Annotated in this window: 10 protein-coding genes and 1 pseudogene; 3 read left to right on the top strand and 8 right to left on the bottom strand. The window is 68.5% G+C overall.

Translation table 11 applies throughout. The features are described 5' to 3' along the window. Window positions 1-278 (top strand): annotated as a pseudogene (locus tag RZA67_RS05530) (hypothetical protein); the annotation flags it as partial. Here RZA67_RS05530 and RZA67_RS05525 read toward each other — a convergent pair. Next, entirely contained in the window at window positions 265-1,242 is a 978-nt protein-coding gene (locus RZA67_RS05525) for a 2-oxoglutarate and iron-dependent oxygenase domain-containing protein (protein ID WP_317211630.1), read from the bottom strand. The pseudogene RZA67_RS05530 and the gene RZA67_RS05525 overlap by 14 nt on opposite strands. Before the next feature lie 136 nt (window positions 1,243-1,378). Between RZA67_RS05525 and RZA67_RS05520 the strand changes: the two genes are divergently transcribed. After that, window positions 1,379-3,247, top strand: coding sequence for a sulfatase-like hydrolase/transferase (locus tag RZA67_RS05520; protein ID WP_317211629.1), 1,869 nt, complete (start codon window positions 1,379-1,381; stop codon window positions 3,245-3,247). A gap of 786 nt (window positions 3,248-4,033) precedes the next feature. On the opposite strand, the gene glmM is transcribed toward RZA67_RS05520, so the two are convergent. The 4 genes from glmM to trpB all read right to left on the bottom strand — a co-directional run bounded on the left by glmM (window position 4,034) and on the right by trpB (window position 8,575). Next, window positions 4,034-5,401, bottom strand: coding sequence for a phosphoglucosamine mutase (gene glmM, locus RZA67_RS05515; RefSeq protein ID WP_317211628.1), 1,368 nt, complete (start codon window positions 5,399-5,401; stop codon window positions 4,034-4,036). 1 nt (window position 5,402) lies between these two features. Further along, on the bottom strand, window positions 5,403-6,278 hold the full coding sequence (accD, locus tag RZA67_RS05510; protein WP_317211627.1) for an acetyl-CoA carboxylase, carboxyltransferase subunit beta: 876 nt from the start codon (window positions 6,276-6,278) through the stop codon (window positions 5,403-5,405). Window positions 6,279-6,444: 166 nt separating this feature from the next. Then, complete coding sequence (trpA, locus tag RZA67_RS05505) at window positions 6,445-7,254, bottom strand: tryptophan synthase subunit alpha (RefSeq protein WP_317211626.1); 810 nt, start codon at window positions 7,252-7,254, stop codon at window positions 6,445-6,447. A 103-nt stretch (window positions 7,255-7,357) separates the two neighbouring features. Next, entirely contained in the window at window positions 7,358-8,575 is a 1,218-nt protein-coding gene (trpB, locus tag RZA67_RS05500; protein ID WP_317211625.1) for a tryptophan synthase subunit beta, read from the bottom strand. Between the two features lie 96 nt (window positions 8,576-8,671). On the opposite strand from trpB, the gene RZA67_RS05495 reads away from it, so the two are divergent. Further along, window positions 8,672-9,568, top strand: coding sequence for a LysR family transcriptional regulator (locus tag RZA67_RS05495; RefSeq protein ID WP_317211624.1), 897 nt, complete (start codon window positions 8,672-8,674; stop codon window positions 9,566-9,568). 26 nt (window positions 9,569-9,594) lie between these two features. Here RZA67_RS05495 and RZA67_RS05490 read toward each other — a convergent pair whose 3' ends face one another. From RZA67_RS05490 to RZA67_RS05480, 3 genes are all read right to left on the bottom strand, one after another. Beyond that, on the bottom strand, window positions 9,595-10,251 hold the full coding sequence (locus RZA67_RS05490; RefSeq protein WP_317211623.1) for a phosphoribosylanthranilate isomerase: 657 nt from the start codon (window positions 10,249-10,251) through the stop codon (window positions 9,595-9,597). Further along, window positions 10,248-11,018: a tRNA pseudouridine(38-40) synthase TruA gene (gene truA, locus RZA67_RS05485; protein WP_317211622.1), complete on the bottom strand. Its 771-nt coding sequence runs from the start codon at window positions 11,016-11,018 to the stop codon at window positions 10,248-10,250. The genes RZA67_RS05490 and truA overlap by 4 nt, the downstream gene beginning before the upstream one ends. A 62-nt stretch (window positions 11,019-11,080) precedes the next feature. Then, window positions 11,081-13,132 (bottom strand): FimV/HubP family polar landmark protein, encoded by a 2,052-nt coding sequence (locus RZA67_RS05480; protein WP_317211621.1) that lies wholly within the window; start codon window positions 13,130-13,132, stop codon window positions 11,081-11,083. Window positions 13,133-13,201: the final 69 nt, after the last annotated feature.

Raw genomic sequence — 13,201 nt, 5'->3', positions numbered from 1 at the left:
CCGACAACGGGCTTGTCGCCTGGCAGCGCGTGGCCGGCTACTGGCGCGAGAGCGGCACACTCAACGCACTGGGCGCCCTGCCCGGGATGGCGCTCGCCGAGGCACGCATGGATGCAGTTTTTGCCGCTCCCCGCAAACCCATCCCGGCCCGCCAAACGCAGAACAGCGCAGAGCCGGCGCTCTACGCTGTTGCTGTTGCGGGTGCCGGGCAGAGCCCGGCACTACGCGGGGCGCGGGGCAGCAGCCCCGCATACCAGAATCCCCTTACTTCAGCTTGATCTCGCGCAGGCGCTGCTCGAGGAAACCGTGCGCGGTGATCGGCTCCGGGTAGCGGCTCGGATTCTCTTCGCTGACGCACGAGGGCAGCACGTCGATCAGATAGTCGGGGTTCGGGTGCAGGAAGAACGGCACCGAGTAGCGCGGCTGGCGTGCCAGCTCGCCCGGGGGGTTGACCACGCGGTGAATGGTCGACGGATACACGTGGTTGGTCAGACGCTGCAGCATGTCGCCGATGTTGACCACGATGGTGTCCTCATCGGAGGTGAACGGCACCCACTCGCCCTCGTGCGACTGCACCTCCAGGCCGGCCGCGCTTGCGCCCACCAGCAGGGTGATGAAGTTGATGTCGCCATGGGCACCGGCGCGGACGTTGGGAATATCGTCGGTGGTGATCGGCGGATAGTGGATCGGGCGCAGGATCGAGTTGCCGAAGTTGGTCTTGTCGGCGAAGAAGTCCTCTGCCAGGCCGATGTGCAGCGCCAGCGCCGACAGCACGCGCGAACCCAGGTTGTCCAGCGCCTGGTACAGTGCATAGCCGCGCTCACGGAAACCTTCCACCTCGCTCGGCCACAGGTTCGGCTGCATCACCTCGCGGTACTTCGAGTCGTCGGCGATCTCACGGCCGATGTGCCAGAACTCTTTCAGGTCGAAGTGCTTTGAGCCCTTTGCCGTCTCCACGCCGAACGGGGTGTAGCCGCGCGCGCCACCGCTGCCGGCGACGTGGTACTTGCGCTTGACCTCGTCCGGCAAGGCGAAGAACGCCTTGAACACATCGTAGGCCGCGTCGATGTCAGCCTGGGCGATGCCGTGATTGCGGATGCCCGCGAACCCCCACTGCCGATACGCAGCGCCAAGCTCGGCGACGAAGGCGTCGCGGTCGCTGTCAAAGCGGGTGATGTCGAGGGTGGGAATCTGGCTCACAACGGTACCTGGCTCAAGTCGGATGGATAGGGCGGGCCGCATGCGTCCCGGTTCAACATTGTGACAGATCGCCGACCCGCTTCCAGCCTTCGGGCCGTTACAAACCGATACAATGCGCCGCCCTGCCGGGACTGCCGCCTGGCGCCCTGCCCCTCTTCGCCCCTCGTAGCCGTCCCGAATGGAATCCGTTTCCGCCCTGTCGCCCATCACTGCATCGGGCCGTTGGCCGCGCCTGGCGTGGCTCACTGTTTTCACTTTTTTAAATGCGCTGGTGGCCATCGCCATCACCTCAGGCAACATCCCGTGGCACGACAACCCCGGCGGCCGGCTTGGTCTGGGCTGGCTGTCGCTGGCACTGCCAGGCCACTTCCTGTTCTTCGGGGCACTGGTCAGCCTGCTGCCGGCGCTGCTGGCACTGCTCTGCCGCAGCCAGCGACCGCTGACGGCTGCCGCCGTCGCCACGCAGGGCCTGTGGCTGTGTCTGCTGCTGGTGGATGCCAAGGTATTCGCGTTGTATCGGTTCCACATCAACGCCATGGTGTTGAACATGGTGTTTGGTGGCGCGCTGCAGGACCAGGTAAGCCTGTCCACCGGGAACTGGCTGCTGGCGGGGGCGGTGCTGCTGGCCGTGTTTGGTGCGCAGGCACTGCTGGCATGGGCGTGCTGGCGGCTGCTGCCGCGGCGTCACGCGCGGCGCTGGACCCTGCTGGCCTGGGCCGCCGCTGCCCTGCTGATGGTCACCGGGCAACTGGCCACTGCGTACTACGACGCACGCGGCGAGCGCGCCGTGATCACCCAGTGGGGCTATCTGCCGTGGTCACAGCCGATCACGGCCAAACGCCTGATGCGCAGGCTGGGTGTCGCCGTGCGGCAGACCGCCGTCCTGCCCGATGAACGCAACAGCCAGCTGAGCTATCCGACCGCTCCCCTGCGCTGCCAGAGTCACCAGCGACCCAATATTCTGATGGTGGTGATGGAGTCGCTGCGCGCCGACGCGCTCGACCCCGTCATCATGCCTCATGCTTGGGGCCTGGGAGAGCGCTCGCAACGCTTCACGCAGCACTACAGCACCGGCAACGCCACCCGGTTTGGTCTGTTCGGCCTGCTCTACGGCCTGCCCGGTGGCTACTGGACGGCCATGCTGGCCGAGCAACGCGGCTCGGTGCTGTTCGACGTGCTGCAACAGCAAGGCTACGCGCTGTACATCCACGGTAGTGCGCCGCTGTACAGCCCAGAGTTTGACCGCACAGCATTCTCGGCCGTGCGCGGCCTGCTGCAGACCGCCCCGGCGGCACTGCCGGTGGCCGCGCGAGACCAGCAGGTGGTCGAGCGACTCGCGACGGAGATCCGCCAGAGCCCGACAGGCACTCCATGGTTTGGTTTCGCTTTTCTTGATTCAACGCATGCGCCGTATCACCTGCCGCCGGGGTATCCGGCACTGGCGACGCCGATGGCCGAGCACATCGACTTCCTCGGTCTGGACCGCGACCACGACGGCACCGCAGAACGCAACCGTTACCGCACCGCCGTGCACTACGCGGACGGCCTGCTGGGCCAGCTGCTCGATACGCTGCGGCAGCAGGGCCTGGACGAGAACACCATCGTGCTGGTCACCGGCGATCATGGCGAGGAGTTCAACGACCTCGGGCTGGGGTACTGGGGACACAACGGAAACTTCGCCGATGCGCAGTTGAAAGTGCCGTTTGTGCTGCGCTGGCCGGGTCAGTCTGCGGGTGAGCAACAACGCACCAGTTCCCACCAGGACTGGGTGCCGACGCTGATGCGCCATGCGCTGGGTTGCGAAAACCCGCTGGAGGAATTCAGCACCGGGCAGGATTTGCTGGCACCGGCAGCGGATGGTACGCGCGCGTTGGCGGTGGACAGCTGGTCGCAGCGCGGCATCCGTGCCGGCGGCGACACTTACGTATTCGACCGTTTCGGCAACAGCACCGCGCTGGGGCCGAACTATCTGCCGCTGCCGCAGCAGGAGGTCGATCCGGTCGTGCTGCGCGGGTACTGGAACGAGCTGACCCGCTTCCGCCGATAGGCTCGGCATTCTGCGATCTGACCGAAGAGCCGCCGGGCAGGCTCGGGCTTTGGTAGGTGACGACCGTTGGTCGTCACGCTTCAGCGGCGTAGCCGTGCGGGTGGCGAGGCGTCCCGTGCCGAAGCAACGGCGTGACGACCAACGGTCGTCACCTACCGGGGCGGCGGCGATCTGACAGAGGAGCCGCCGGGCAGAGCCCGGCGCTACGACCGCGCAGGCGCGGCCGTTGGTCGTCACGCTTCAGCGGCGCAGCCGTGCTGGTGGCGAGGCCTCCCGTGCCGGAGCAACGGCGTGACGACCAACGGTCGTCACCTACCGGGGTGGCGGCGATCTTACAGAGGAGCCGCCGGGCAGAGCCCGGCGCTACGACGGCGCAGGCGCGGCCGTTGGTCGTCACGTTTCAGCGGCGTAGCCGTGCTGGTGGCGAGGCGAGGCAACGGCGTGACGACCAACGGTCGTCACCTACCGGGGTGGCGGCGATCTTACAGAGGAGCCGCCGGGCAGAGCCCGGCGCTACGACGGCGCAGGCGCGGCCGTTGGTCGTCACGCTTCAGCGGCGCAGCCGTGCTGGTGGCGAGGCCTCCCGTGCCGGAGCAAGGGCGTGACGACCAACGGTCGTCACCTACCGGGGCGGCGGCGATCTGACAGAGGAGCCGCCGGGCAGAGCCCGGCGCTACGACGGCGCAGACGTGCTGGTGGCGAGGCGGAGCAACGGCGTGACGACCAACGGTCGTCACCTGCCGGGGTGGCGGCGATCTGACAGGAGCCGCCGGGCAGAGCCCGGCGCTACGCTACGCCGGCGGCGACCTTTACGGCGGTCGACAGCTGGTCCAGCGTGCTCTGCATCAGCGCGGCCTCGTCGGCCTCCACCGTCACCCGCACCACCGGCTCGGTACCGGAGGGCCGCAGGAACGCGCGACCGTGGCCCGCCACGGCCTGCTGGGCCGACGCCAGCGCCTGCTGCACGCCTTCAGACTGAACGATGGCCTTGGCCGAGACATCGCCCAACCGCACATTGATGGTCTGCTGCGGCACCTTGTGCAGCGACTGCAACGCCTGGCGCAGGGTCTGTGCGTTGCGGCGCAGCTCCACCAGCACCTGCAGCGCACTGACGATGCCATCGCCGGTCGTGGCCCGGTCCAGGCACAGCAGATGGCCGGAGGTCTCACCGCCCAGCGTGCCGCCCCCTTCCACCAGCGCCTGATGCACGTAGCGGTCGCCGACGTTGCTGCGCACGAACGGAATCTGCAGCTCGGCCAACCGCTTTTCCAGACCATAGTTGGTCATCAGCGTGCCCACCACCGGCCCCTGCAGACGGCCGGTACGCTGCCAGCTGCTGGCCAGCACATACAGCAGGTCATCGCCATCGACCGGGTTGCCCTGGTCATCGGCCATCAGCACACGGTCGCCGTCGCCATCAAAGGCAATGCCCAGCTGTGCGCCGCTCTCCTGCACCTTGGCAGCCAGGTTGCCGATATGCGTCGACCCGACGCCATCGTTGATGTTGACGCCGTCCGGCGCCGCACCGATCACCACCACATCGGCGCCAAGCTCGCGGAACAGCAGCGGGGCGACGTGATAGGTGGCGCCGTGCGCGCAGTCAAGCACCAGGCGCACGCCACGCAGATCGAAGTCGCGCGGGACGCTGGACTTGCAGAACTCGATGTAGCGGCCCAATGCCTCGCGCGCACGCATGGCCTTGCCCAGGCGTTCGGAGTCGACCGTCACCAGCGCGTCGTCCAGCGCCGCTTCCAGTGCGAGTTCGGTCTGGTCATCGAGCTTTTCACCCTGTGCGGAGAAAAACTTGATGCCGTTGTCGTAATGCGGATTGTGCGAGGCGCTGATCACCACACCCGCGTCCACACCCAGCGACCGGGTCAGGAAAGCCACCGCAGGGGTCGGCATGGGGCCGAGCAACTGCACATCGGCGCCTGCGGCGACCAGACCGGCCTCCAGCGCGGCTTCGAACATATACCCGGAGATGCGGGTGTCCTTTCCGATCACCACCACTGGCCGACGCCCGGCACTGCCCAGCTGCGCGACCAGCACGCGACCGAGCGCATTGCCCAGGCGAAGCACGAAATCGGCCGAGATCGGGCTTACGCCGACGCGGCCACGGATGCCATCGGTCCCGAAATACTTGCGGCTGGCCATGTCAGCCCTCCGTGTGTGCAGTCTGGTTGCCCAACAGGGCCAGAAGCTCGGCCAGACGGTCGCGCATCTGACGACGGTCGCAGATCTGATCGATGGCGCCATGCTCGAGCAGGAACTCCGAGCGCTGGAAGCCTTCAGGCAGCTTCTCGCGCACGGTCTGTTCGATCACGCGCGGGCCGGCGAAGCCGATCAGCGCCTGCGGCTCGGCGATGTTGATGTCGCCCAGCATCGCAAAGGAGGCCGACACGCCACCGGTGGTCGGGTGGGTCAGCACCGAGATGTACGGCAGCCCTGCGGCGCGCAGCTTGCCCAGCGCGGCCGAGGTCTTGGCCATCTGCATCAGCGAGAACAGACCCTCCTGCATGCGCGCGCCGCCACTGGCGGAGAAACACACATAGGGCGCGCCCAGCTCCAGGGCGGTTTCGGCTGCCAGTGCGAAGCGCTCACCCACCACCGAGCCCATCGAGCCGCCCATGAAGGCAAAGTCGAACGAGCCGGCGACCAGCGGGCGGCCTTTGAGCGTGCCGCGCATGGCGATCAGTGCGTCGTACTCGCCTGTGTTCTTCTGCGCGACCTTGATCCGTTCGGCATAGCGCTTCTGGTCCCGGAACTTGAGCAGGTCGGTCGGCCCCAGGCGTGCTGCGATCTCGGTGGTGCTGTCAGCGTCGAACAGCGCCGCCAGGCGCGCGCGCGCGCGGATCGCCATATGGTGGTTGCACTTGGGGCAGACCTCCAGATTCTCTTCCAGTTCCGGGCGATACAGCGCGCTGCCGCAGTTCGTGCATTTTTCCCAGAGACCTTCGGGAACGCTGCGCTTCTTGCTGGGTGTGTTGTCGGTGCGGATGCCCGACGGCATCAACTTGCTGAGCCAACTCATGCGGGATGACACTTCCGTTCAGGGCGGCCCGGGGGCCGCAAAGGGGGACAGTCTAGCTCAGCCCCCCAGCCCCCGTGCACCCCGTCCGGCGCCATGCCGTGTCAGCTAAAACCATTCTGCTACGTACGTTTAGCCCATGGCAGGCCAGTCGTCGGCTGGCCTGGCCTCATCCATCCAGTGCCACGCGCAGCGGCGCCAGGAACGCGCGCGCACGGGCGCAGGCTTCGTCCACCGAGCCGGCGTCGGCCAGTGTCGCCACCAGCGCACTGCCGACCACGACCCCATCGGCCTGGCGCGCCATGGCCGCAGCACTGGCTGCATCCTTGATGCCAAAGCCCGCCACCACCGGTACCGTGGCCCGGGCACGCAGCGCCTGCAGCCGGGCGCTGGCGGCATCACTGTCCAGCCGCTCGGAGGCGCCGGTGACCCCGGCGAAACTGACGTAGTAGAGATAGCCGCGCGCCAGCGACAGCAGGCGCTCGGCGCGCGCGTCGCTGGTGGTCGGCGAGGCAAGCAGGACCAGCGCCAAGCCAGCGGCATCGAAGATTTCCAACGCCTGATCGGCTTCTTCCGGCGGCAGGTCGACCAGCAGGATGCCGTCGACGCCGGCGGCCACGGCGGCCTCGGCGAACGCCGCGTAGCCGTGGATTTCCACCGGGTTGAGGTAGCCCATCAGCACCACCGGCGTCTGTGCATCGGTCTGGCGGAACGCGGCCACGGTCTGCAGCACATAGCGCAGGCCAGCGCCTCGTCCCAGCGCGCGCTCGGAGCTGCGCTGGATGGTCGGCCCATCGGCCATCGGGTCGGAAAACGGCACGCCAAGCTCGATGACGTCGGCGCCGGCGGCCACCAGGGCGTGCATCACCGGCACGCTTGCCTCCAGCGAAGGATCGCCGGCGGTGACGAACGGAATGAGGGCCTTGCGACCGTTGGCACGCAGGCGCTGGAAGCAGGCATCAAGACGGGAAACGGACATCAGGCACATCCTTCAATGAGTTCGACAGCTTCACCGGCGTCACGCTGCGGCGCCGGACGCACCTGCGGCGGCACCGCGGCACCGGCCGCGCGCGCAGTACGGATCAAAGCACCAGACCTTCGCGCGCGGCGATGGTGTGTACGTCCTTGTCCCCTCGGCCGGAGAGATTGCACAGCACCAGCTGGTCACGCGGGCGCTCGCGCGCCAGCTTGATCGCCTGGGCCAGCGCGTGGCTCGACTCCAGCGCCGGCAGGATGCCCTCGGCGTGCGCGAGCAGGTGGAAGGCCTCCAGCGCTTCCTCGTCGGTGATGCCGAGATAGTGCGCCCGACCGCTGTCGGCCAGGAATGCGTGCTCCGGGCCGACGCCGGGATAGTCCAGACCGGCCGAGACCGAATGGGTCTCGATGATCTGTCCATCGTCGTCGCACAGCACATAGGTGCGGTTGCCGTGCAGCACGCCGGGACGGCCGGCGGCGATGGAAGCGGCGTGACGGCCGGTGGAGATGCCATCACCGGCCGCTTCGGCACCGAAGATCTCGACCTGGCGGTCATTGAGGAAGGCATGGAACAGGCCGATGGCATTGCTGCCACCGCCGACGCAGGCGGTGATCGCATCGGGCAGACGGCCGTACTCGGCCAGCATCTGTTCGCGCGCTTCGCGGCCGACGATGGCGTTGAAGTCGCGCACCATCCGCGGATACGGGTCCGGGCCGGCGACGGTGCCGATGATGTAGAACGTGTCCTGCACATTGGTGACCCAATCGCGCATGGCCTCGTTGAGCGCGTCCTTCAGCGTGGCCGAGCCGCTGGTGACCGGTACCACGGTGGCCCCGAGCAGCTTCATCCGGTAGACGTTGATCTTCTGCCGTTCGATGTCCGTGGCGCCCATGTACACCACACATTCCAGGCCCAGGCGCGCGGCCACGGTGGCACTGGCCACGCCGTGCTGACCGGCGCCGGTCTCGGCGATGATGCGCTTCTTGCCCATCCGCGCGGCCAGCAGGGCCTGGCCGATGGTGTTGTTGATCTTGTGCGCACCGGTGTGATTGAGGTCTTCGCGCTTGAGCAGGATCTGCGCGCCACCGACCTGGTCACTCAGCCGTTGGGCGTGATAGATCGGGCTCGGCCGACCGACGTAGTGTGCCAGGTCGCGGTCGTAGGCAAGCTGGAAGGCCGGGTCCTGGCGCGCCTGATCGTAGGCCTGCGCCAGTTCCTGCAGCGGCCCGACCAGCGTCTCGGCAACGAAGCTGCCACCGTACGGGCCAAAATGGCCCCGGGCATCGGGAAAGGCGTGGAAGTCGGCGATCGGGGAGACAGTCATGCAGGCAGCCGGTGAGTTCAGACAGCCGCCACTCTAGCGCGCGAACAGGGGTCGTAAAATCGATATTATCTGGTCATCACCGTTAGAAAAACTCACATGTCAGACCCTGCCCTGCCCCCGTTGAACGCCTTGAGGGCCTTCGAGGCCACCGCCCGGCTTGGCGGTGTCGGCAAGGCGGCGCAGGCACTGCATGTCACCCACGGCGCGGTAAGCCGGCAGCTGCGGGTGCTGGAGGACCACCTCGGTGTGCCCGTCTTCGAGCGCGCCGGGCGCGGCCTGCGGCTCACGCCGGCCGGCCGCCAGCTGCAGCAGGCCTGCGCCGACGCCTTCACTACCCTGCGCAGCTGCGTACAGCGCCTGCAGCCGCCACGCGCCCGCACCGCGCTGGTACTGGGATGCAGCGCCAGCGTACTGGCGCGCTGGATGATTCCGCGCCTGCCCGCCGTGCAGCAGGCCCTGCCCGGTGCCGCGTTGCACTGGTCGCCCAGCGACGGCAGCTTCACCGACGCGCAGGCCGAACTGGACGCCGTCCTGCTGTTGGAAGATGCGCCGTGGCCCTCTGGCTGGGAGGTGCGGGTTCTGGCCGAGGAGCGTGTCGGCGTGGTGATTTCACCGCAGCATCCGGCGGTTGCGGGGATGCGCGGCGCCCCGCCCTCGGCGCTGCTGGCACAGCCGGTGCTGCACACCACCTCGCGCCCGCAGGCGTGGCCGGCATGGGCACGCACGCAGGGGCTGGACCCGGCGCAGCTGCGCCAGGGTCGTGGATTTGAGCACCTGTACTTTCTGTTGGAAGCCGCGGTGGCCGGGCTGGGCCCCGCCATCGCGCCGGAGCCACTGGTCGCCGAGGACATCGCCGCCGGTCGCTTGGTTGCGCCGTGGGGCTTTGCTGCCACAGGCGGCCACTGGGTACTTGCCCGGGCAGCGGGACGTTCCGATGCCCGGGTCGATGCCCTCGGCGACTGGCTGGCTGCCACGCTTCAGGAGCGCCGCTGACGCCGATCAGTGGGGCGGTGCCGCGCTTACTCGAGTGCCGCGCAGTCGGCGCGCCGGACTTCCTCGACGAACTTGCGCATGCTGTAGCCGTCCTTGATGCCCGGCTCGCTCTCGATGCCGCTGGACACGTCCACGCCCCACGGCAGCGTGGCGAGCGTGGCGTCGTAGATGTTGTCCGGGGTCAGGCCACCGGCCAGCAGAAACGGGCGGTGCAGCCCGGCCGGAATGCGGCTCCAGTCGAATGCCACGCCCGTGCCACCGCCGCCACCCGGCGCGTGGCTGTCGAACAGGAAGCCGGCCGCGCTGGGATAGCGGACCTGCAGGCTGCGGCCGGTCACCTCCTCGCGCCCGCCCATGGCGATCGCCTTCAGATAGGGCATGTTGAAGCTGCGGCAGAAGCCTTCATCCTCATCGCCGTGGAACTGCAGCAGGGTCGGTCGCACCGTACGCAGCACCTCGCGCACTTCTTCGCGGGTGTTGTCACGGAACAGGGCCACCACATCGACCATCGGTGCGATCGCCTGCCGCATCGCCCGCGCCTCGGCTGGCGCCACACGGCGCTTGCTCTCGCGCGCGAAGATGAACCCCACCGCATCCACGCCGAGTTCGCCGGCCAGGCGCACGTCGCCGGCGCGGGTCATGCCACAGAACTTGATGCGGGTGCGGTAGTAGGATCGGCTCATAGGGTGACCTCGGCGGGCAGCTGCCAGTTGTCGGGATACAACGGCCCCAGGAACACCAGCCCCTGCGGGGGCGCGGTAGGACCGGCGACGTTGCGGTCTTTGCCGGCCAGCAGTTCGCCCATCCAGTCCACCGGACGCTCACCGCTGCCGACCATGATCAGCGACCCCACGATATTGCGGACCATGTGATGAAGGAATGCATTGGCCTGCACCGTGACCTCGACCACCTCACCGTAGCGCATGACCTGCAGCGACTGCATTTCCCGGCGTGCATGCAGCGCTTCGCATTGAATGCTGCGGAAGGCGCTGAAGTCGTTCTCGCCCAGCAGTGCCTGCCCGGCCAGATGCATGCGCTGCGCATCCAGCGCCCGCCGCTCCCAGCTCAGGGTCTGACGATACAGCGCCGGACGTACCTGGCGGTTGAGCAACCGATAGCAGTAGCGCCGCGCACGCGCGGAAAAACGCGCATGGAAGTCATCGGCCACCGGCAGTGCCCAGCGCACCGCGATCGAGCGCGGCAGGCGCGCGGTGGTGCCCAGCATCCACCCACGTGCATCCCGCTGCACGTCGGTGTCGAAGTGCACCACCTGGCACTGACCATGCACACCGGCGTCGGTGCGCCCGGCGCAGGTCACCTTGACCGGACTGTCGGCCACCGAGGACAAGGCCTGCTCCAGGCTGGCCTGGACGCTGGGTCCGCCCTCCCCCAGGTTCTGCCATCCCTTGTACTCGCTGCCGTCGTACTCGACGCCAAGCGCATAACGCATCTGCTACCTCGGTTCACTGGGTAGGCGCGGCCGCAGTGCGGCGCGCCGGAATGGGGGCCGGCTCAGTCCAGGCGTGCCAGCAGCTCGCGTGCCTGGGCCTGCAGCTGCGGATCGTCGCTGAGGGTCACTTCCTGCAGCAGCGTCCGCGCGGTCTGCGCATCGCCCAGATCCAGATAGGCAATGGCCAGTTCCAGACGGTCGTGGCCCGCGCTGCGGACGTCTTCAGCGCCCTGCCAGGGCGGCAACACCGGCTCGATGTCACCCGCCTCGGCGTCGGCAGGTGCAACCGTGTCGACGACCAGCGGTGAGGTCAGCTCACCGCTCGGGTACGCCTCATGGCTCTCTTCAGCCGCCGTGGCATTGACGTGGGGATAGTCGAAGACGCCACGGAAGTCCGGGTGCTGTTCGGCGTGGCGCGCGTAGGCCGGCACCGGATCGGTCTGTCCGCTCGGGTCGGCCGCGGTCAGCGCGGCCGCCTCGGGCCACACCTGGGTGGCCGACAGTGTCTCCGGGGTGGCGTGCGCCACCACGAGCGCTGCAGCAGGCGGCGACAGCGGCGTGACGTCGGCCTCGGCAGGCTCGCCACTTTCCGCCGCAACCGCAGCCTGGTCGGGCGCGTCATCAATGGCGACGTCGAACGTCCCGTTTTCGCCACCGGCATCGGCCACCGGCGCGTCGTCCTGCGGCACCGGTTCAAGCCACGGTGCACGTTCGGCCATGACATCCAGCCCGGCGCCCGCTGCGACCCCCGCTTCCATCGCGCTGCCATCGCCCTGCTCGCGCACCTGCGGCGGCAGCGGCGAGGGCTTGCGCCTGCTCGCCAGCCACCAGCCAAGTGCGGCCAGCAGCAGCACCGGCAGCCCCAGCCAATACCACGGACCACCGGCCGCGGACGCAGCCGCAGGCGCCTGAGCGAGCCGGGCCTGCGCGGCCGCCAGCTCGGTATCTTTCAGGCTGACCAGCGCCTGTTGCTGCTGCTGCAGCTTTTCCAGTTCAGCCACGCGCTGCTTGAGCTCATCGATCTCGGCCTCGCGGGTCGCGACGTCTTCGCGCGCCTGGCGCAGTTGTTCATTGGCGAGCATGTCACCCTCGTTGCCATCACCGGTACCGGTGGTTGACCCTGCGCGCGCGGTGTCAGACGCTGCAGCAGGTGCGATTTCAAGCCGCGCGTCGGCAGCGCCCGATGCGGCTGCGGTAGCGACGGCAGGGGCTGCGGCAGCGGTGGTTGCCGCCGGCTGGGGAATGGTCCGCGCCTGCCGCCACTGCGCGACGTGCTCGCGCACCATTGCAGCCGCTTCAGCGCGGTCGATGCCGGCAAGGGTCCCGGCATCGGGTACGCGCAGTACCGCACCCTGCCGCAGCAGATTGACGTTGCCGCGGATGAAGGCTTCCGGGTTGGCGCGCAGCAGCGCGATCATCGCCTGATCGCGGCCGACCTGCTGGCCGCGTGACAGGTCCTGGGCGATCTGCGACAGCGTCTGCCCGGCCTGCACGGTGATACGGCCGTTGCCGTCCAGCGCGGGCGTGGCGACCGTCGGTTCGGCAGGCCGCGCCGGGGCCGCGCGTGCGACGTTCGCGGCTGCAGCCGCTGCCGACGACGCAGGCGCTGCGGAACCCGCGGCAGGCGCGCGCACGATCGCGTCGGGCAGTGCGGCCGCAGGGGCAACGATGTCCGGTCCGGTAACGGCCACGGCACTGTCCGGGCGATCGACGAGTGCCGAATACTCGCGCACCAGGCGTCCCTGGCCCCAGTCGGCCTCCACCAGGAAGCTGAGCGAGGCGCTGTCCACCGGCGCCTGCGAGGTCACCTGTACGACCGCGCGCCCCTGGGCGTTGCGTACCAGCTCGAACTGCAGCTCACGCACCAGCCCGGACGGCGCCTGCAGGCCGATGCGCTCGAAGGTGGCCGCCGACGCGAGTCCTACGCGCAGGTTCTGCAGTTCGCCGGGATCGGCGGTGATCACCGGAATTTCGGCCAGCAGCGGCTGACCCGGGCGCGACAGCACCCGGATGTCGCCCAGCCCCAGTGCCAGTGCCGAACTGCTGGCCAAGGCCAGCAGCGCAGCAGTGATATAGGTAAGCGGGCGCATTGCGCCGGAGCCCGGTCTGTTCATGGCGGCCAATATAACGGCTCCCCTGCTGGAAGTGGGCTCGCAGGGAAGGCCGCAACGGCCTCGCCCTGC

Source organism: Stenotrophomonas sp. C3(2023), assembly GCF_032911385.1.
GTDB lineage: Bacteria > Pseudomonadota > Gammaproteobacteria > Xanthomonadales > Xanthomonadaceae > Stenotrophomonas.
Note: the sequence above shows the minus strand (reverse complement) of the source record. Positions and strands in the feature narration are given on the sequence as shown.